This is a genomic window from Bacteroides faecis MAJ27, from assembly GCF_900106755.1.
Classification (GTDB): Bacteria; Bacteroidota; Bacteroidia; order Bacteroidales; family Bacteroidaceae; genus Bacteroides; species Bacteroides faecis.
In genome coordinates this window covers 1-19,429 of record NZ_FNNN01000021.1, presented here as the reverse complement: position 1 = coordinate 19,429, position 19,429 = coordinate 1, and the positions used below count along the sequence as shown (strand labels likewise).

17 protein-coding genes and 1 tRNA gene are annotated in these 19,429 nt (G+C 43.5%); 10 read left to right on the top strand and 8 right to left on the bottom strand.

Annotated elements, in window-relative coordinates; all coding sequences use genetic code 11:
* The first annotated feature begins 40 nt into the window (after window positions 1-40).
* From def to BLW31_RS17060, 7 genes are all read left to right on the top strand, one after another.
* On the top strand, window positions 41-595 hold the full coding sequence (gene def / locus BLW31_RS17090) for a peptide deformylase (protein ID WP_010537701.1): 555 nt from the start codon (window positions 41-43) through the stop codon (window positions 593-595).
* Window positions 596-671: 76 nt separating this feature from the next.
* Window positions 672-2,717 carry a tetratricopeptide repeat protein gene (locus BLW31_RS17085; RefSeq protein WP_022302403.1) on the top strand — a complete coding sequence of 682 codons (2,046 nt, stop codon included), beginning with the start codon at window positions 672-674 and terminating at the stop codon, window positions 2,715-2,717.
* 82 nt (window positions 2,718-2,799) lie between these two features.
* A complete protein-coding gene (gene thrS, locus BLW31_RS17080; RefSeq protein ID WP_008766072.1) occupies window positions 2,800-4,740 on the top strand; it encodes a threonine--tRNA ligase in 1,941 nt (646 codons plus the stop codon).
* 70 nt (window positions 4,741-4,810) lie between these two features.
* Complete coding sequence (gene infC, locus BLW31_RS17075) at window positions 4,811-5,416, top strand: translation initiation factor IF-3 (protein WP_010537703.1); 606 nt, start codon at window positions 4,811-4,813, stop codon at window positions 5,414-5,416.
* A 73-nt stretch (window positions 5,417-5,489) separates the two neighbouring features.
* The gene (gene rpmI, locus BLW31_RS17070; protein WP_004297539.1) at window positions 5,490-5,687 is read left to right on the top strand and encodes a 50S ribosomal protein L35; all 198 of its coding nucleotides are present in this window, start codon (window positions 5,490-5,492) and stop codon (window positions 5,685-5,687) included.
* Between the two features lie 99 nt (window positions 5,688-5,786).
* The gene (gene rplT, locus BLW31_RS17065; protein ID WP_004297540.1) at window positions 5,787-6,137 is read left to right on the top strand and encodes a 50S ribosomal protein L20; all 351 of its coding nucleotides are present in this window, start codon (window positions 5,787-5,789) and stop codon (window positions 6,135-6,137) included.
* 360 nt (window positions 6,138-6,497) lie between these two features.
* Window positions 6,498-7,268 carry an EFR1 family ferrodoxin gene (locus BLW31_RS17060; RefSeq protein ID WP_010537704.1) on the top strand — a complete coding sequence of 257 codons (771 nt, stop codon included), beginning with the start codon at window positions 6,498-6,500 and terminating at the stop codon, window positions 7,266-7,268.
* Here the strand turns inward: BLW31_RS17060 and xpt are convergent.
* The 8 genes from xpt to BLW31_RS17020 form a co-directional block, all read right to left on the bottom strand.
* Entirely contained in the window at window positions 7,262-7,834 is a 573-nt protein-coding gene (gene xpt / locus BLW31_RS17055) for a xanthine phosphoribosyltransferase (protein ID WP_010537705.1), read from the bottom strand. The genes BLW31_RS17060 and xpt overlap by 7 nt on opposite strands.
* 96 nt (window positions 7,835-7,930) lie before the next feature.
* The gene (locus BLW31_RS17050) at window positions 7,931-9,238 is read right to left on the bottom strand and encodes a phenylacetate--CoA ligase (protein WP_010537706.1); all 1,308 of its coding nucleotides are present in this window, start codon (window positions 9,236-9,238) and stop codon (window positions 7,931-7,933) included.
* Between the two features lie 11 nt (window positions 9,239-9,249).
* On the bottom strand, window positions 9,250-9,834 hold the full coding sequence (locus BLW31_RS17045) for an indolepyruvate oxidoreductase subunit beta (RefSeq protein ID WP_010537707.1): 585 nt from the start codon (window positions 9,832-9,834) through the stop codon (window positions 9,250-9,252).
* Between the two features lie 3 nt (window positions 9,835-9,837).
* Window positions 9,838-11,430: a thiamine pyrophosphate-dependent enzyme gene (locus BLW31_RS17040; RefSeq protein ID WP_010537708.1), complete on the bottom strand. Its 1,593-nt coding sequence runs from the start codon at window positions 11,428-11,430 to the stop codon at window positions 9,838-9,840.
* An 80-nt stretch (window positions 11,431-11,510) separates the two neighbouring features.
* On the bottom strand, window positions 11,511-12,548 hold the full coding sequence (mltG, locus tag BLW31_RS17035; protein ID WP_010537709.1) for an endolytic transglycosylase MltG: 1,038 nt from the start codon (window positions 12,546-12,548) through the stop codon (window positions 11,511-11,513).
* Window positions 12,549-12,652: 104 nt separating this feature from the next.
* Entirely contained in the window at window positions 12,653-13,534 is an 882-nt protein-coding gene (locus BLW31_RS17030; RefSeq protein ID WP_010537710.1) for a DNA/RNA non-specific endonuclease, read from the bottom strand.
* 66 nt (window positions 13,535-13,600) lie between these two features.
* Window positions 13,601-13,673 (bottom strand) — tRNA-Thr (locus BLW31_RS17025).
* A gap of 129 nt (window positions 13,674-13,802) precedes the next feature.
* Window positions 13,803-15,011, bottom strand: coding sequence for an ROK family transcriptional regulator (locus tag BLW31_RS17020; RefSeq protein ID WP_010537711.1), 1,209 nt, complete (start codon window positions 15,009-15,011; stop codon window positions 13,803-13,805).
* Between the two features lie 342 nt (window positions 15,012-15,353).
* Here BLW31_RS17020 and BLW31_RS17015 point away from each other — a divergent pair, with 342 nt between their 5' ends.
* From BLW31_RS17015 to BLW31_RS17005, 3 genes are all read left to right on the top strand, one after another.
* On the top strand, window positions 15,354-17,231 hold the full coding sequence (locus BLW31_RS17015) for an FAD-dependent oxidoreductase (RefSeq protein WP_010537712.1): 1,878 nt from the start codon (window positions 15,354-15,356) through the stop codon (window positions 17,229-17,231).
* 91 nt (window positions 17,232-17,322) lie between these two features.
* A complete protein-coding gene (locus BLW31_RS17010) occupies window positions 17,323-18,423 on the top strand; it encodes a DUF4434 domain-containing protein (protein WP_010537713.1) in 1,101 nt (366 codons plus the stop codon).
* A gap of 5 nt (window positions 18,424-18,428) precedes the next feature.
* The coding region (locus tag BLW31_RS17005) for a sugar porter family MFS transporter (RefSeq protein WP_074759628.1) at window positions 18,429-19,429 on the top strand (1,001 nt) is incomplete at its 3' end.

Here is a 19,429-nt window from a genome sequence, read left to right as displayed (position 1 = left end):
AGACAGAGAATAATTTAATTTTTTAGCAGAGTATAAAAATATGATTTTACCAATTTATGTATATGGCCAGCCTGTTCTGAGAAAGGTGGCAGAGGACATAACCCCGGAGTATCCGAACCTGAAAGAGCTGATTGCAAATATGTTTGAAACAATGGTGCATGCAGATGGCGTGGGACTGGCTGCTCCGCAGATCGGACTGCCGATCCGTGTCGTTACAATTACCTTAGATCCGCTTTCGGAGGACTATCCGGAATTTAAGGATTTTAATAAAGCATATATAAATCCTCATATCATCGAAGTAGGTGGCGAAGAAGTCTGTATGGAAGAAGGCTGCCTGAGTCTGCCCGGTATTCATGAGGCTGTGAAAAGAGGGGATAAGATCCGTGTGAAATACATGGACGAGAACTTCGTGGAGCACGATGAGGTGGTGGAAGGCTATCTGGCAAGGGTGATGCAGCACGAGTTCGACCATTTGGACGGAAAGATGTTTATCGACCACCTTTCTCCGCTACGCAAACAAATGATAAGAGGAAAATTAAATACGATGCTGAAAGGAAAAGCACGTAGTTCATATAAGATGAAACAGGTGAAATAAAGATAAAAAACGTTTATATCCCTGTTAAGTAAGCGAAAAGCATTATTTTTGTTTCGTTTACAAGCATAAAATATCAATGATAAAAAGAATACTAACAGTTTTATTGCTGTTCCCCACACTGGTTTGTGCTCAGATTAATACAGAGCGGGTGATGACTATTGCCCGCAATGCATTGTATTTTGAGGACTATGTGCTATCTATCCAGTATTTCAACCAGGTAATTAACGCGAAGCCCTATTTGTATGAGCCCTATTTTTTCAGGGCGCTGGCAAAGGTGAACCTGGAAGATTACCAGGGAGCGGAAGCGGATTGTAATGAAGCAATCAAGCGGAATCCGTTTGTTGTAGGGGCATATCAGGTTCGTGGATTGGCGCGGATTCGTCAGAATAAATTTGACGGAGCGATCGAAGATTATCAGAAAGCATTGCACTATGATCCCGAAAATATCACTTTGTGGCATAATCTGACCTTATCTCATATTCAGAAAAAGGATTACGATGCGGCAAAGGAGGATTTGGAAAGCTTGCTGAAGGTTTCTCCGCGATATACACGTGCTTATCTGATGAGGGGAGAGGTCTCTTTGCAGCAGAAGGATACGGTTGCGGCATTGAAGGACTTTAATACGGCTCTCGAACTGGATAAGTATGATCCGGATGCCTGGTCGGCAAGAGCTATCGTCCGCTTGCAGCAGGCGAACTATGCAGAGGCGGAAGCGGATCTGGACCGTGCGATTCATCTGAGCGCGAAGAATGCGGGAAATTATATTAATCGTGCTTTGGCCAGATTTCATCAGAATAATCTGAGAGGGGCCATGAGCGATTATGATCTGGCTTTGGATATTGATCCGAACAACTTTATCGGACATTATAACCGTGGTTTGCTCCGTGCCCGTGTCGGGGATGATAACCGTGCCATCGAAGACTTCGATTTTGTGATCCAGATGGAACCGGATAATATGATGGCTATCTTCAACCGTGCGTTGCTTCGTGCACAGACGGGAGATTACCGTGGGGCTATCAAGGACTATACGACAGTTATCGACCAGTATCCGAACTTCCTCGCAGGATATTATCATCGTGCGGAAGCCCGCAAGAAGATCGGCGACAAGAAGGGGGCGGAACAGGATGACTTTAAACTGCTGAAGGCGCAGCTTGACAAGCAGAATGGAGTAGCGGACAAAGACGTTGCCCAGAATAAGGACAAGGAGAATCAGAACGGCGAGAATGGAGACGAAGGCGAGGAAGGAAAAACTCGTAAGAAGTCTGATAAGAACATGAACAACTATCGTAAGATTGTGATTGCCGATGATTCTGAAGCTGACCAGCGCTATACAAGTGATTACCGCGGACGGGTACAGGATAAGAATGTGAACATTAAACTGGAGCCGATGTTTGCTCTGACTTATTATGAGAAGTCGAGTGAAGTGAAGCGTTCGGTGAATTTCCACAAGTTTATCGAAGATTTGAATCTGTCGAATGTACTGCCGAAGCGTATCCGTATCACCAATATGGAAGCTCCGCTGACAGAAGAACAGGTGAAATTCCATTTTGCCTTGATAGACACGCACACCTCGGCTATTGTAGCCGATGACAAAAGTGCTCCGAAGCGTTTTGCCCGTGCCATTGATTTTTATCTGGTGCAGGACTTCTCCAGTGCGGTTGCCGACCTGACTCAGGCTATATTGCTGGACGGCGATTTCTTCCCGGCTTATTTCATGCGCTCGCTGATTCGTTGTAAGCAACTGGAATACCAGAAGGCTGAACAGGCTGCCGAAGCGGACTTGCCGAGCGGCGGTGCTGCCAAGGAAGTGAGTGCGGTGGATTATGAAGTGGTCAGAAAAGACTTGGACAAGGTGATCACGCTGGCTCCGGACTTTGTTTACGCTTATTATAATCGTGCCAATGTAGCGGCTATGCTGAAGGATTACCGGGCTGCGATTGTCGACTATGATAAGGCGATTCAGCTGGCTCCGGACTTTGCGGACGCTTATTTCAACCGGGGCCTTACGCATATTTTCTTGGGTAACAATAAGGCGGGAATCTCTGATTTGAGCAAAGCCGGCGAACTGGGAGTTGTTTCTGCTTACAACGTGATCAAACGTTTCACAGAACAGGCAGAATAACATTTTTTTGATAAAAAATAGAAAACTCAAAAGATTTCGTTACTTTTGCATGCTAATTATGAAAATATAACATCATCATATTATGATAAAGATAACATTTCCCGATGGCTCCGTTCGTGAGTATAACGAAGGAGTGAACGGTTTACAGATTGCAGAAAGTATCAGTTCACGTTTGGCACAGGATGTGCTGGCATGTGGCGTGAACGGCGAGACTTATGATTTAGGACGTCCTATTAATGAAGATGCTGATTTCGTACTTTATAAATGGGATGATGAAGAAGGTAAACATGCATTTTGGCACACAAGCGCTCACTTGCTGGCTGAAGCTTTGCAGGAACTTTATCCGGGTATCCAGTTTGGTATCGGACCGGCTATCGAAAACGGTTTCTACTATGATGTAGACCCGGGAGAAGCCGTGATTAAAGAAAGTGACCTGCCTGCTATCGAGGCGAAGATGCTTGAATTGTCGGCAAAGAAAGAAGCGGTAGTCAGAGAAAGCATTTCGAAGACGGACGCTCTGAAAATGTTCGGCGACCGTGGCGAAACGTATAAATGTGAATTGATCTCCGAACTGGAAGACGGACATATTACCACTTACACTCAGGGTGCATTTACTGACCTTTGCCGTGGTCCTCACTTGATGACGACTGCTCCGATTAAGGCTATCAAGCTGACAACAGTTGCCGGTGCTTACTGGCGCGGTCACGAAGACCGTAAGATGCTGACCCGTATCTATGGTATCACATTCCCGAAAAAGAAAATGCTGGATGAATATCTGGTATTACTGGAAGAAGCCAAGAAGCGTGACCACCGTAAGATCGGTAAGGAAATGCAGCTGTTTATGTTCTCCGAAACGGTAGGTAAGGGACTTCCGATGTGGTTGCCGAAAGGTACTGCGTTGCGTCTGCGCCTACAGGAGTTCCTGCGCCGTATCCAGACACGCTATGACTACCAGGAAGTAATTACTCCGCCAATCGGCAACAAGCTGTTGTATGTAACTTCCGGCCACTATGCAAAATATGGTAAGGATGCTTTCCAACCGATTCATACTCCGGAAGAAGGAGAGGAGTACTTCCTGAAACCCATGAACTGTCCGCATCACTGCGAGATATACAAGAATTTCCCGCGTTCGTACAAGGATCTTCCGTTGCGTATCGCAGAATTCGGTACGGTATGCCGCTATGAACAAAGTGGTGAGCTTCACGGTTTAACTCGTGTACGCAGCTTTACTCAGGATGACGCGCATATTTTCTGCCGTCCGGATCAGGTGAAAGATGAGTTCCTCCGTGTGATGGATATCATTTCTATCGTGTTCCGTTCAATGAATTTCCAGAACTTCGAGGCTCAGATATCACTCCGTGATAAAGTGAACCGTGAAAAATATATCGGTAGCGACGACAACTGGGAGAAAGCTGAACAGGCTATTATCGAAGCTTGTGAGGAAAAAGGTCTGCCGGCGAAGATTGAGTACGGTGAAGCCGCTTTCTATGGTCCTAAGCTCGACTTTATGGTAAAAGATGCTATCGGTCGCCGTTGGCAGCTGGGAACGATTCAGGTAGACTATAACTTACCGGAACGTTTTGAACTGGAATACATGGGATCTGACAACCAGAAACACCGTCCGGTAATGATTCACCGCGCACCGTTCGGATCAATGGAACGCTTTGTTGCCGTACTGATCGAACACACTGCCGGTAAGTTCCCGTTGTGGCTGACTCCGGATCAGGTGGCTATCCTGCCGATCAGTGAGAAGTTCAATGAGTATGCGGAACAGGTGAAGATGTATCTGAAAATGCATGAGATTCGCGCTATTGTGGACGACCGCAACGAAAAGATCGGGCGTAAGATCCGTGACAATGAAATGAAACGCATTCCTTATATGCTGATTGTAGGTGAAAAAGAAGCTGAAAATGGTGAAGTTTCTGTTCGCAGACAAGGGGAAGGCGACAAAGGAACCATGAAATATGAAGAATTTGCTAAAATTTTGAACGAAGAAGTTCAGAATATGATAAATAAATGGTAACTTTGCAGCCGTTTCATGATAAATATTTAGTAGAACAATAAAAAATCAAACTAGGAAGTAAACGTTTTTAATGAAGAATGACACTTTAAAAGGGCAATATAGAATCAATGAACAGATTCGTGCCAAAGAAGTCCGCATCGTGGGCGACGAGATTGAACCGAAAGTATATCCTATCTTTCAGGCCTTGAAAATGGCCGAAGAGAAAGAACTGGATTTAGTTGAAATTTCCCCCAATGCTCAACCTCCTGTTTGTCGTATTATTGATTACTCTAAATTTCTTTATCAATTAAAGAAACGCCAGAAGGAGCAGAAAGCGAAGCAGGTTAAAGTGAACGTGAAGGAAATCCGTTTCGGACCTCAGACTGACGATCATGATTACAACTTTAAGCTGAAACATGCCAGAGGCTTTCTGGAAGACGGGGATAAGGTAAAGGCTTATGTATTCTTTAAGGGGCGTTCCATCCTTTTCAAGGAACAAGGTGAAGTGTTGCTGCTTCGTTTTGCCAACGATCTCGAGGATTATGCAAAGGTGGATCAGATGCCGGTACTGGAAGGAAAGCGTATGACAATCCAGCTCTCTCCGAAGAAGAAAGAAGCGCCTAAGAAGCCTTCAGTTTCCAAACCGGTAACTCCGGGGCAAAAGGCTGAAAAGCCGGAAGCAGGCGAGGAAGAATAAAAAAGAATGAGTGCGTGGCGCGCAGGTATAGTGCGTCACCATTATATATTTAATAATTTTAAAAACAAGTAAGATGCCAAAGATGAAGACTAACTCCGGTTCTAAAAAAAGGTTTACCCTTACCGGAACAGGTAAAATCAAAAGAAAGCACGCTTTTCACAGTCACATTCTGACTAAGAAATCGAAAAAGAGAAAAAGAAATCTGTGCTACTCAACAACTGTTGATACAACAAATGTAAGCCAGGTTAAGGAACTCTTAGCAATGAAGTAATCAAAAGCGTACAAAGTATTATTAAAGTATTAACCGAATGCTTTAGCCTGAAGTTCGTTGCGTGAAGTAACGGCGCTAACATTCAAAAAAAGTAAAACTATGCCAAGATCAGTAAATCATGTTGCTTCAAAAGCAAGAAGAAAGAAAATTTTGAAATTAACCAGAGGTTACTTTGGTGCAAGAAAAAATGTATGGACCGTAGCTAAAAACACTTGGGAAAAGGGTTTGACTTACGCGTTCCGTGACCGTAGAAATAAGAAAAGAAACTTCCGCGCTCTTTGGATACAACGTATCAACGCTGCTGCACGTCTTGAAGGAATGTCTTATTCTAAATTGATGGGCGGTTTGCACAAAGCCGGTATTGAAATAAATCGTAAGGTTTTGGCTGATTTAGCAATGAATCATCCGGAAGCTTTCAAAGCTGTGGTTGCTAAAGCAAAAGCTGCTTAAGTTTCAATCGTTTAGGATTTACAAAGTGTCAGTTATCGAAGCGGTAACTGGCACTTTTCTTTTGTTAGGCGGAGAGAAAGGATGAAAAAAAAATGTTAGTAGGCAAACAAATTCTTTCTTTTTCTTGCTATTCTCAGAGAATCTTATTACATTTGTGATACAAAAATATTAGCCGTATCGACTGGATCGGGAAACTCTTCAAATTAATCTGATGCACCGAGAAAGCTTCGTTCTTCAATGGCGGGCCACATCCTTCGGGACAGCTTTTAAGCCGGTGGATTACAAAGAGGGCGAGCGCTCAAATCTTGTTCTATCAGAGTTTCATCACATCGTCGATGCGGCTTTTTTATATACTTTTCTATGATATTCTATTTTTCAGGTACAGGTAACTCTAAATGGATTGCGAATCAGCTTTCCAAAAAACAACAAGAAGATTTGTTTTTTATTCCCGATGCATGGAAGAATGATACATGGGAGTTCTCTCTGCGGGAGGATGAGAAGATCGGTTTTGTCTTTCCGGTATATTCGTGGGCGCCTCCTGTGATTGTACAGGAGTTTATTCGTAAGCTGTCTTTGAAAGGTTATCGGCGGCAATATTTGTTTTTCGTGTGCTCGTGTGGAGATGATACGGGGCTGACTCGGCAGGTGATGGAAAAAGCACTGGCTGCGAAGGGATGGACGTGTAATGCCGGATTTTCGGTGATTATGCCCAATAACTATGTCTTGTTTCCCGGATTTGATGTGGATAGCAAGGAGTTGGAAGAGAAGAAACTGGCGGAAGCGGTTCCGGCGCTGGAAAGGGTCAATCGGTTGATAGCCGAAAAGGAATATGTGTTTGCTTGTAAAGAGGGGAGTTTCCCTTTTCTCAAGACACGGATTATAAATCCGTTATTTGTCCGTTATCAGATGTCTCCCAAGCCTTTCTATGCTACGGACGACTGTATCGGATGCAAACGGTGTGAGAAAAGTTGTCCGGTAGGGAATATCACGATGAAGGACAGAAAGCCTGCCTGGGGGAATAACTGCACCGCCTGCCTGGCATGTTATCATGTGTGTCCTCAGCAAGCGGTGCAGTATGGTAAAAAGACCAAAGGCAAGGGGCATTATTTCAACCCCGACTCTGCTTATTGATCTCTTATTTTGATACAGCAGTTGGACAGGTCTTCGATGATGGCAAGGCTTTCTACCCTGACGCCTTTCTCTTCCAGTATTTTGCGCCCGTTTTGGAAAGCTTTTTCGATAATGAATCCCATTCCTACCAATTTTGCTCCGGATTGCTCTATGAGGTCGAGAATGCCTAGTGCGGCGTTTCCATAAGCGAGGAAGTCGTCAACGAAAAGGACATTGTCACCGGGAGTCAGAAAATCGGCACTGATTACCACTTCATAATCACGGTCTTTAGTGAATGAATGTACGGTAGTGCTTAGTGCGTTCTGAATGGTCTTGGGTGATTTCTTTTTGGCGAATACGACCGGTAAGTCCATCAGATAGCCGGTCATGATGGCAGGAGCGATGCCGCTTGCCTCGATAGTCATGATCTTGTTTACGTTTGTGGCTGCAAAGCGGCGGACAAATTCTACTCCGATTGATTTCATCAGGACAGGGTCCATCTGGTGATTAATAAAACCATCTACTTTCAGGATACCTCCTTCGTAGCACTTTCCGTCCTGCAGGATTCTTTTTTTTAGTAATTGCATTATAATCTAATAATTAAATAATGTGCTAATATGCCATTTGTTACTGATATCACGCAGTATTGGGTTGGCATATTAGCACATCGGCTATTTGAATATTTATTTGTTGTCTCTTAAGTCCTTCACTCTGACGGCTTTTCCCTCGCTTTGCGGGAGAGACCCTTTCTTTACCAGTTTTACTTTTGGAGTAACCAGTATTTCATCTTTTAATTGACGGATAATATCTCTGCGGATCTTTTCCAGTTCGATATAGTTGTCTGTAGAAAGATCGCTTAGTTCCACTTCGACGATCATCTCGTCCTGATTGTTGACTGTCTCCAGTGTAATCAGATAGTTACTGCCTAATTCCGGGAACTGAACCAGAATCTTTTCGACCTGCATCGGGAAGATGTTGACTCCCTTGATGATAAACATATCGTCACTGCGTCCTTTGATTCGGTCGATGCGGAGATGAGTACGGCCACACGGACATTTTCCGGGTAGTATGCGGGTGAGGTCGCGGGTGCGGTAGCGGATGAGCGGCATCATTTCACGGTCAAGTGTAGTGAGTACCAACTCACCGATTTCTCCTTCGGGAACAGGTTCGCCTGTTTCGGGATCGATGATTTCTACCAGGTAGCAATCTTCCCAAAAGTGCATTCCGTTCTGTTCCTGACATTCGAAGGCAACGCCGGGACCATTCATTTCCGTCATACCAAAACTGTTGTATGCTTTCACATTCAACATCCGTTCTATTTTCCGGCGCTGTTCGTCGGTATGTGGTTCGGCACCGATCACTAAGGTTTTCAGAGTTGTTTCTCTCGGATCGATTCCTTCTTCCTGAAACACTTCGGCAAGGCGGATAGCGTAGCTCGGAATGGCGTGTAAAGCGGTTGTCTTAAAGTCGTTGATGAATTTTATCTGCCGTTTGCTGTTTCCGGCAGCGGCAGGTACGGTGAGGCAGCCAAGACGCTCCGCGCCATATTGGAAGCCCAGTCCACCTGTAAACATCCCATATCCGGAACTGTTCTGGAAGACATCTGTCTGGCGGATTCCTACCATATAAAGGCAACGGGCTACCAGATTGGCCCACGAGTCGAGGTCATGTTGTGAATGTACGATGACTGTCGGGTTTCCTGTGGTTCCACTGGAAGAGTGGATACGTACACCGTCGCTTTTCATGTCGCCTGCCACTAGTCCGAAGGGGTAGTTGGCGCGCATGTCCGATTTAGTGGTGAAAGGGATTTTGCGGATATCGTCCAATGACCGGATGCTGTCTCCGGTGATGCCGTTCTTGCTGAAGACCTCTTTGTAATAAGGTGAGTTGGCGGCTATGTTAATCGTTTTTTTGAGTCGCTGAAGCTGCAGTTCCTGCAACTTCTCGCGACTCATGGTTTCAATTTCTTCTTCCCAGTATTGTGTACTCATGATTGTGATAGTTATTGCATTAGCTTTTCTGCAATTTCCTTGCCGGCAGCCAGTGCTTTAAGATTCATTTCGACAATTGCTTCTCCTTTGCGCAGGAAGATTTCGCGGATGCTGTCTTGCACCTTCTCATAATCGATACCGAGGAATGGAATGGTTGCCCCCAGCAAAACGATATTGGCGACCCGTGCAGAACCTACTTCTTTTGCCACTTTATCCACATTCAGTACGATCTTGTGCGGCAATTTATTGATTTCAGCCATTACTTTGTCTTCTTCCGGATAATTGGGGATGTTGACGAACGGAGTTTCGTTGGTTACCAGCCAGCCTTCCGAACTGAGATAAGGAAGATAGCGCAGACCTTCCATCGGTTCCAGCGAAATGATAAGGTCGCATTTGCCGGATGGTATCAGATCCGAAGCAATCGGCTTGTCGCTGATGCGGAGGTTGGATTGAACGTCTCCACCACGCTGGCTCATTCCGTGTACTTCTGCTTGCTTCATGTAAAGTCCTTCTTTCAAAGCAGCTTTACCGATTACTGTAGCGATGGATAAAATTCCCTGTCCACCTACTCCTGATAGTATAATGTCTTTTTTCATGGCTTACTTACTTCTTTTTTTGCGTGCTAATGTTTGGATACACTCTCTGCGCGGGATGATGACGGATACGCCGTTGTATTCGATTTCCTCGCGTATGATCTGTCTCATTTCCTCGTGGTTCTTTTTCAATGGAACAACGACACGGATATGGGCGGGATCGACTCCCAGACCGATACAGATGGATTCGATGCGTCCTGTGCCGGCAGAGTCCTGGCCGCCGGTCATTGCTGTTGTCTCATTGTCTGAAATGACGATAACGACGTTGGCATTTTCGTTGACACAGTCCAGTAAGCCGGTCATTCCGGAGTGTGTAAAGGTGGAATCACCGATAACGGCAACGGACGGATGAAGACCTCCGTCAGCCGCACCTTTCGCCATTGTGATGGAAGCACCCATGTCTACGCATGAATTGATTGCGTTGAACGGAGCGTTTGCTCCCAAGGTATAGCAACCGATGTCGCTGAATACCTTATGGGAAGGATATTCTTCCTTAAGTACTTCTGTCAGTGTGATGTACATATCACGGTGCCCGCATCCTTCGCACAGTGCGGGAGGGCGCATTTCTACTACAGAAGGTATGCCGAATTCGGATTTGTTTTCTTTGCCGACTGCGCGTGCTACAGAGTCCGGATTTAATTCTCCGTCTTGTGACAGTGTGCCGTCCAGACGTCCTTTTACTTTGATACCGATGCCCAGATAGCCTTTCAGGTGCTTTTCTACGAATGGTTGTCCGTCTTCCAGTACCAGAATTTCGTCGCAGGATTCAACCAGTTGCAGCAATTGCTTTTTAGGCAATGGATATTGGCCAATTTTAAGTACCGGGTATTCGCAACCTTCGGGATAGTTTTCCATTAGATAGTTGTAACCGATACCACAAGCGATGATTCCCAGTTTTTTGTTAGGACCGTCTGTGTATTTGTTGTAAGGAGACTCTTCGGAAGCCTTGATGAATTCATCCTGGCGTGCAAGTAATGCTTTATAGCGTTTACGGGCATTTCCCGGCAATAGGATAAACTGGCGGGGATCTTCGCTGAATGAGATGCCATTCTGCGGTTTCTGCTCTTTGCGCTCTACTCCGGAACGGGAGTGTGCAAGACGGGTAACCATGCGCATTAAAATCGGTTCGCCTGTCTTTTCTGAGAATTCGAATCCGTTGTATACCATGTCGTATGCCTCCTGCTGGTTACTGGGCTCGTACATCGGTATCAGGGAGAAGTCCCCGTAGAAACGGCTGTCCTGCTCATTCTGTGAAGAGTGCATGCTGGGATCATCGGCTGCTATCACAATCAGTCCCCCTTTCACACCTGTGATGGCAGAATTGACGAAGCAGTCTGCAGCCACATTCATGCCCACATGCTTCATACACACTAAGGCACGTTTGCCTACAAATGACATACCCAGTGCAGCTTCCATGGCAGTTTTTTCGTTGGCACACCAACGGTTATGTATATTCTGCTCAGTGGTTATAGGCGCCATTTGGATATATTCAGTAATCTCAGTTGAAGGAGTACCGGGATAGGCATATACACCTGAAAGTCCGGCATCCAGTGCAGCTTGTGCAATGGCTTCATCGCCAAGTAAGAGTTGCTTGCTCATATATTTCCTTTATTAGTGTTGATCACAGTTTGTTATTCTATCGCGCAAAGATAGCCTTTTTAGCTCGTTTTATCACAAAATTACTTGAAAATCTTTCTTTCATTAAGTGCTTTCCAATATTTTCTTGCATTTGCCATGTGATCGGCATAATTGGATGCGAAATTGTGGGTACCGGAGAAATCTTCTTTCGCGCACATGTAGATGTAATTGTGTTTCGTGTAGTTTAATACACTGTCCAATCCTTTTTTAGAAGGGATACGGATGGGGCCCGGAGGTAATCCGGTGTTAATGTACGTATTGTAGGGGGAATTGACTTTCAGGTGTTCATTGGTGATGCGTCGCAGGCCGAAATCCTGTAAGGCGAACTTGATGGTCGGGTCTGCCTGTAGTGGCATATCTGTGTGCAGGCGGTTGATGTATAAGCCGGCTACCACTGGCTTTTCTTCATTGTTGTTGGTTTCTTCTTCAACAATGGAGGCGAGGGTGCAGACTTCTTCCGGTGTCATGCCGATGGCGGTTGCCCGGGCAAGGCGTTCGTCGTTCCAGAATCGTTGGTGTTCTGTTTGCATACGTTTGAAGAACTCGTCGACGCTCATATCCCAGTATACCTGATAGGTTTCGGGGATAAAGAGGCAAGCCATAGTGATCGGTGTATATCCCATTTCTGCCTGAAATGTGGAATCGAATAAGTGGCGGGCTATCTCGGCGGAGTCGATCATTAGTTGCTTGCCGACACTCCGTGCGAGCCGGTCTAATGTCCGCACGCTTCCGATAGTGAGGTTTATCGGTTCCTGATAACCTCTGGAAAGTCGGCTGAATACATGATATACGTTGTCATTCGGTCGTATTGCATAACGTCCGGTGTGTATGTTTTGATTCAGTTTTTTATATTTTGCCATCCAGAGGAAGCCGGTGAATTGGTTGACATGACCGGTTTGCCTGATCTTATTGTAGATAGAATCTGTCGTATCATCCCGGTCTATATATACATAGACTGTTTTGGAAGGATGAAACTGCGGAGCGAACAGATAATAATAGACTGTTCCTCCGACAATGGCGCACAGAAGGAAGGCTCCGATCAGAATGGATAATAAGATATTCCTTGTTTTCTTTTTCATTTTGAGACGTTACTTTAAAAATTGCGTCAAAGATAGGAAGATTTTGGATAGGAGCGATTCCTTTCAGTGATGAATAGTTGAAATCCGGCTGAATTTGTCGGATGTCAGTGAGGCCACTGGTAATAATCGGCATTGGCTTCTACTTCATTTTCTATTTCATCGGGCAAGGGAGAGAAGAAGTCCATGTTGGTCAGCTTCTCGATGCTGTCGATTGTCACTGCGTAGGTGGAAAGCGGCTCTACCGCTTGTCTGTTGTTGAATAAGAACCCGATGCCACGGACCGGCTTGACAAAAGGAGAGAGGACTACTTTGAAGAACCGTTCGGGTACTGCTACTTTGTTTTTTCCGATAGTCCGGGATGACTGGTTGATGATAGGTCCGCATATAATGATGATAGCACTATCGGCTATCGCCCAGTCTCTTATTTTTTCTTCCAGATTTTTCCAGCCCCTTCTGTTGAGTTGTGGATGTTGCGGACACATATTGCTGAAATAGAAGGATTCTTTCATGACTTCAGGGCTCCATTTCATGTCGGCAGCAGGTGCCATGTGTCCTTTGTCATATCCCGAACGTGCATAATCCGCATTGGTTGCAATTGTACCTTTTACTAAAGGGTCGGCAATGAAGTTGTCGCTTCTCTTTTCTTTTCCTTTTGTTTCCTGACGGGTCAGCTCATAAGAAACCCAATTCGGAATTTTCAAATCTTTATTGTAGGAAACCGTATATCCCTTGTGATGAATGATCTGTTCCTGACGGGGAACTGATGAAACGGGAATTTCCAAATCTTTGTCGGAAGGGATGGGGCGGGAAACTGATGTTTCTGTCTGATTCTGACTACTGCTGTGCTGGACACTGTATTGCTGATAGTACAGATAGAGCCCGTAACAAATGGGAATGAGTACAATGACGGCAATGATACATCCTAATCTCTGACTGGAATGTGACTTCTTCTTCTTAAATAATCTCCTGCTCTTACCTCGTTTCATGCGATTTGCTTTGGGGGTTAATAAGAAAAGCGCTAACTATTCTGTAGTTAGCGCTTTATTGTCAAGAGCCGCTAGCCAGACTTGAACTGGCGACCTACGCGTTACGAATGCGTTGCTCTACCAACTGAGCTATAGCGGCGGTTTGTCTCTCGTTTACGGTGTGCAAAATTACAGCTTTATTTGAGAAAACAAAAGGATTCTGAATATTTTTTGAGCTTTAATTTAAAATCGTCCTCTGCCATAACTCTTTGCATAAAGTAGCGGTGGTTTAGCTTTCGAACATTCTGCTGCGTGCCAGCATACATGCGCCTACAATGCCTGCTTTATCTTTCAATTTGGACGTAATGATGGCAGAATCTTTATTGACCAGATTGAGTGAATATTTGCGTACCGCTGTCTTGATGGGCTGGGTGATGTAATCTCCTGTTAAAGATACTGTTCCGCCTATAATGACCAGTTCCGGATTAAAGATATTGATTAATCCTGCAATCTGTTTGCCCAGTTTTTGCCCAATTTCCTCGACAATCTCAATGCAAAGCAAATCTTCCTTGTTGACGGCTGTGATGATTTCGTCAAGCGTAATAGGATCTTCTTCTCCGGATATTCGGGTAGAAAGGATAGAACTTTCTCCACTTTGGATGCGTTCCAGAAGAATACGGTGAAGGGCAGAGCCGGATGCTTCTGTTTCCAGGCATCCTTTCTTGCCGCAATGGCAAATGATTTCATTATCGTATGCATTAACATGGCCGAATTCTCCCGAGAATCCTGATTTTCCGGTATAAACTTTGCCGTCGATAATGATTCCGATACCGACTCCCCAGCTGACGTTGACGAAAATAATATCTTTTTCTCCTTTTACACATCCTTGCATATACTCTCCGTAAGTCATGGCACGGGTGTCATTGTCAATGGTCACTTTATGGCCAAGCTTTTCTGATAGAACATCCGCTAACGGGCGTTCTTCAAAATTGAACTGGCTGAAACTATAGCCGGATTCCGGATTGACACGTCCCGATACATTGACATTGATATTTAAAATCTTCTCCTTATTAATAGGAAGCTTTTTTATGAAGTTGAGAATGAGCTTGCATAACTCGTTCATTCCTTCTATCGAGTTCTCAAATTTATAAGGGATATTCATTTTAAGTTCGACCATATCACCCTTAAAGTTGATTAGCCCGATATTGACAGCAAATCTTTTTATGTCTACACCTATAAAATAACCGGATTCCGGATTCAGTCCGTAGAGATTCGGATGGCGTCCTCCGCTGGTTTCCAGTTTCCCATAATCATTAATGTAGCCATCTTCACACATCTCGCCAATAAATTTGGTAATAGTGGGCACACTTAAGTCCAGCTCTTTTGAAAGATCGGGAATGGTGGAACTTCCATTATATATATAATGTGTAATAATCCTCTTTTTAACTAGGGCATTTTTGGAGCCCATTTCTATTTCTTTCAAAAATTGTTGGTTCATACGTCTTACTTATTTTCTAATATCCACAAAGATAATTAATTTTTTTATTAAATAAAGAGTTTTGCGACGAAAAAATTAGAATTGAATCTCTATATATGGTTTGTTGATTTCCCATAGAGAAGGGAATCTATTATAGATAATTATTTGAAATCTTTTTATATGATGATGTATTATAGTGAGTTATCCTCTAAAATGATAAATATATTTCCTCTATTAATGAATAATAGTGCTAAAATCAACTTTATTAATAAAATATTTTATTATCTATTGTTTATTTAATAAATATAGCTATCTTTGTGTCGTGATATTAATTAAGAAGTGTTGTAACCAAATCGTTCTAAAATGAAAAACTTACTCCAAACACTCTGTGGGCTATTTCTGGTGGTATTCTATTCCTCTTGTATGAATTCAGGAGATAATAGAGTAGATGTACTGATTGTAGGTGGTGGCGCCAGTGGTGTGACCTCAGGAATTCAGGCAGCCCGTATGGGAGCAAATACCTTAATTTTAGAAGAAACTACTTGGTTGGGTGGGATGTTGACTTCGGCAGGTGTAAGTGCCGTCGATGGAAATTATAGATTGCCTGCCGGACTTTGGGGAGAATTCAAAAACAGATTGTCAGATTATTATGGAGGGTTAGATTCCTTGAAGACAGGCTGGGTGAGCAATGTATTATTTGAGCCTTCAGTTGGAAATAAGATCTTTCACGAAATGGTATCGGCAGAAAAGAATCTGAAAGTCTGGAAACAGACTCGCCTTGAAGAAGTAAAAAGGGTGGGTGATGAGTGGATAGCTAAAGTGAATGTGGAAGGGCAGGGAATGAAGACTGTCCGGTCAAAGGTGATGATTGATGCTACTGAACTGGGAGATGTGGCAAAAATGTGCGGAGTGGGATATGACATTGGTATGGAGAGCAAAAATGATACACACGAAGATATTGCTCCTGAGAAGCCGAACAATATTGTGCAGGATATCACTTATGTTGCCATACTGAAGGATTATGGAAAGGATGTGACTATTCCGGAACCGGAAGGCTATGATCCTAAAGAATTTGCTTGTGCGTGTGCTAATCCGGTATGTATTACTCCCAAGGAGCCGGACCGTGTCTGGTCTAAAGAAATGATGATTACTTATGGGAAGCTGCCTAATCATAAATATATGATTAACTGGCCGATAGAAGGTAATGATTATTATATCAATCTGATTGAGATGTCTCCGGAGGAACGCGGAAAAGCTTTGGAATATGCCAAACATTATACAATGTGTTTTGTCTATTTCTTGCAGCATGAGCTGGGATACAATACATTGGGCCTGGCAGATGACGAATATCCGACCGAAGACAAGCTGCCTTTTATTCCTTATCACAGAGAGTCCAGAAGAATTCATGGATTGGTTCGTTTTAATCTGAATCACGCTCTGAATCCATATACACAAGATGAAAAACTATATCGTACTTGTATCGCAGTAGGCGATTATCCTGTAGATCATCATCATACCCGCTATCATGGCTATGAGGAATTACCTAATCTTTATTTTCATCCGATACCTTCTTATGGTTTACCGTTGGGTACATTGATTCCGAAGGATGTTGATGGCTTGATTGTTGCCGAAAAATCCATTTCAGTATCGAATATCATAAATGGGACGACTCGTTTACAGCCGGTGGTATTGCAGATAGGACAGGCAGCAGGTGCTTTGGCTGCGCTTGCAGTAAAAAATAATCAGAAGATTGATGAAGTCTCTGTCCGTGATGTCCAGAATGCTATTCTGGATGCAAAAGGATATCTGCTTCCTTATCTGGATGTGCCTGTGACGGATGTGAAGTTTGCGTCTTATCAACGGATTGGCTCTACCGGTATATTAAAAGGAGAAGGGAAGAACGTGGATTGGTCTAATCAGACTTGGCTGAGAGCGGATACAGTTTTACTCGCTTCCGAACTGGATGGATTGTTTGATGTATATCCTGCATCAAAAGATGAATGGAAGAAAACCGGAACGGAGAAATTAAGTATTGCAGAAGCCGTTCAGCTTGTCCGGAAAATAGCGGAAAACGAAAGGCTGGCTGTTACCGTTGATCCGGAAACTCTATGGAAAGCATACGGATTTCAGACGTTGGATATGAATCGGGATATCTTGAGAGGAGAAATGGCTGTTTTGATTGATCAGGTTTTAGATCCTTTCAATAAGAAACAGGTGAGCATAACGGGGAAATATATCTGAACCATATAAATGCCGCTCAATTGTTTTTGTGAGACTCTGTATATTCAATAGGTTAACATATATATGAAGTAAAAACAAAAAAATTAAAACTATGGAAACTAATAATCGTAGAGATTTCTTGAAGAAGGCAGCTCTGGCCGGAGCTTCCGCTTTAGTTGCCCCTTCGTTATTTGCAGCCGAGGGAGAGGGAAGGGGAGGACTTTCTCCGATAAACAAGGCTGGCGATTTGGAAAGCAAATTAATTGTTCCTAAAAATAATGGCTTGAAAATTACAGGAACCTTTTTGGATGAAATATCTCATGATATTCCTCATCAGAATTGGGGTGAGAAAGAATGGGATCTGGATTTTCAGCACATGAAGAGAATTGGTATCGACACGGTGATCATGATTCGTTCCGGTTACCGTAAATTTATGACTTATCCTTCGCCTTATTTATTGAAGAAGGGATGTTATATGCCATCAGTCGATTTAGTGGATATGTATTTGCGTCTGGCTGAGAAATATAATATGAAATTCTATTTTGGATTATATGACTCAGGACGTTATTGGGATACAGGTGATTTAAGTTGGGAGATTGAGGATAACAAGTATGTGATTGACGAAGTGTGGAAGATGTACGGAGAGAAGTATAAAAGTTTTGGAGGCTGGTACATCAGCGGAGAAATTAGCCGGGCAACGAAAGGAGCCATTGACGCCTTTCGTGCTATGGGAAAGCAATGTAAAGATGTATCAAACGGACTTCCTACTTTTATCTCTCCGTGGATTGACGGAAAAAAAGCGATCATGGGAACAGGAAAATTGACCAGAGAAGATGCGGTTTCTGTACAACAACACGAAAAAGAATGGAATGAAATTTTCGATGGTATCCATGAGGTGGTAGACGCATGTGCTTTTCAAGATGGACATATTGACTATGATGAATTGGATGCATTCTTCTCTGTCAATAAAAAATTAGCAGATAGGTATGGTATGCAATGCTGGACAAATGCTGAGTCTTTTGACCGTGATATGCCTATTAATTTTCTACCCATTAAATTTGATAAGCTTCGGATGAAACTCGAAGCTGCCAAACGAGCCGGATATGATAAGGCTATTACCTTCGAGTTTTCTCATTTTATGAGTCCTCAATCTGCTTATTTGCAGGCCGGACATTTATATGATAGATATAGAGAATATTTTGAAATAAAATAAACAATATGAAGTCTGCAATTAACTTTAGCTATCTTATATTCCTTTCTGTTGTGGCTGCATTAGGAGGGTTTTTGTTCGGATATGATACTGCTGTCATCTCCGGAACAATTGCTCAGGTTAGTCAACTTTTTCAACTGGATGCTTTGCAACAAGGATGGTATGTGGGATGCGCTTTGATAGGTTCTATTGTTGGTGTCCTTTTTGCAGGGATTTTGAGTGACAAACTGGGACGAAAATTAACGATGGTTATTTCGGCTGTTTTGTTTTCTACATCTGCTTTGGGTTGTGCTATTTCTGCGGATTTCACTCAACTGGTTATTTATCGCATTATCGGTGGAGTGGGTATTGGAGTCGTTTCTATTGTCTCTCCTTTATATATATCCGAAGTCTCGGTGGCACAGTACAGAGGGCGTCTGGTTTCTCTGTATCAGTTGGCGGTAACTGTTGGATTTCTCGGAGCTTATCTGGTCAATTATCAATTACTTGGATATGCGCAAAGCGGTTCGCAGTTGAGTATAGACTGGTTGAATAAAATATTTGTGACTGAAGTATGGAGAGGAATGTTGGGAATGGAAATGTTGCCGGCTGTGTTGTTCTTCATTATTATATTTTTCATTCCTGAAAGTCCCCGTTGGCTGATCGTAAAAGGAAAAGAAGAAAAAGCTGTCAATATATTAGAGAAAATATATAATTCTGTTTCAGAGGCAACAAGTCAATTAAATGAAACGAAATCCGTTTTGACGTCTGAAACAAAATCTGAATGGGCTTTACTGATGAAACCGGGAATTTTTAAGGCAGTCATCATTGGTGTGTGCATTGCGATTCTTGGTCAATTCATGGGCGTGAATGCCGTACTTTATTACGGTCCTTCTATTTTTGAAAATGCAGGCCTTTCCGGAGGGGATTCTTTATTTTACCAAGTTCTCGTAGGACTAGTTAACACCTTGACCACCGTCCTGGCGCTTGTCATCATCGACAAAGTGGGACGTAAGAAACTGGTTTACTA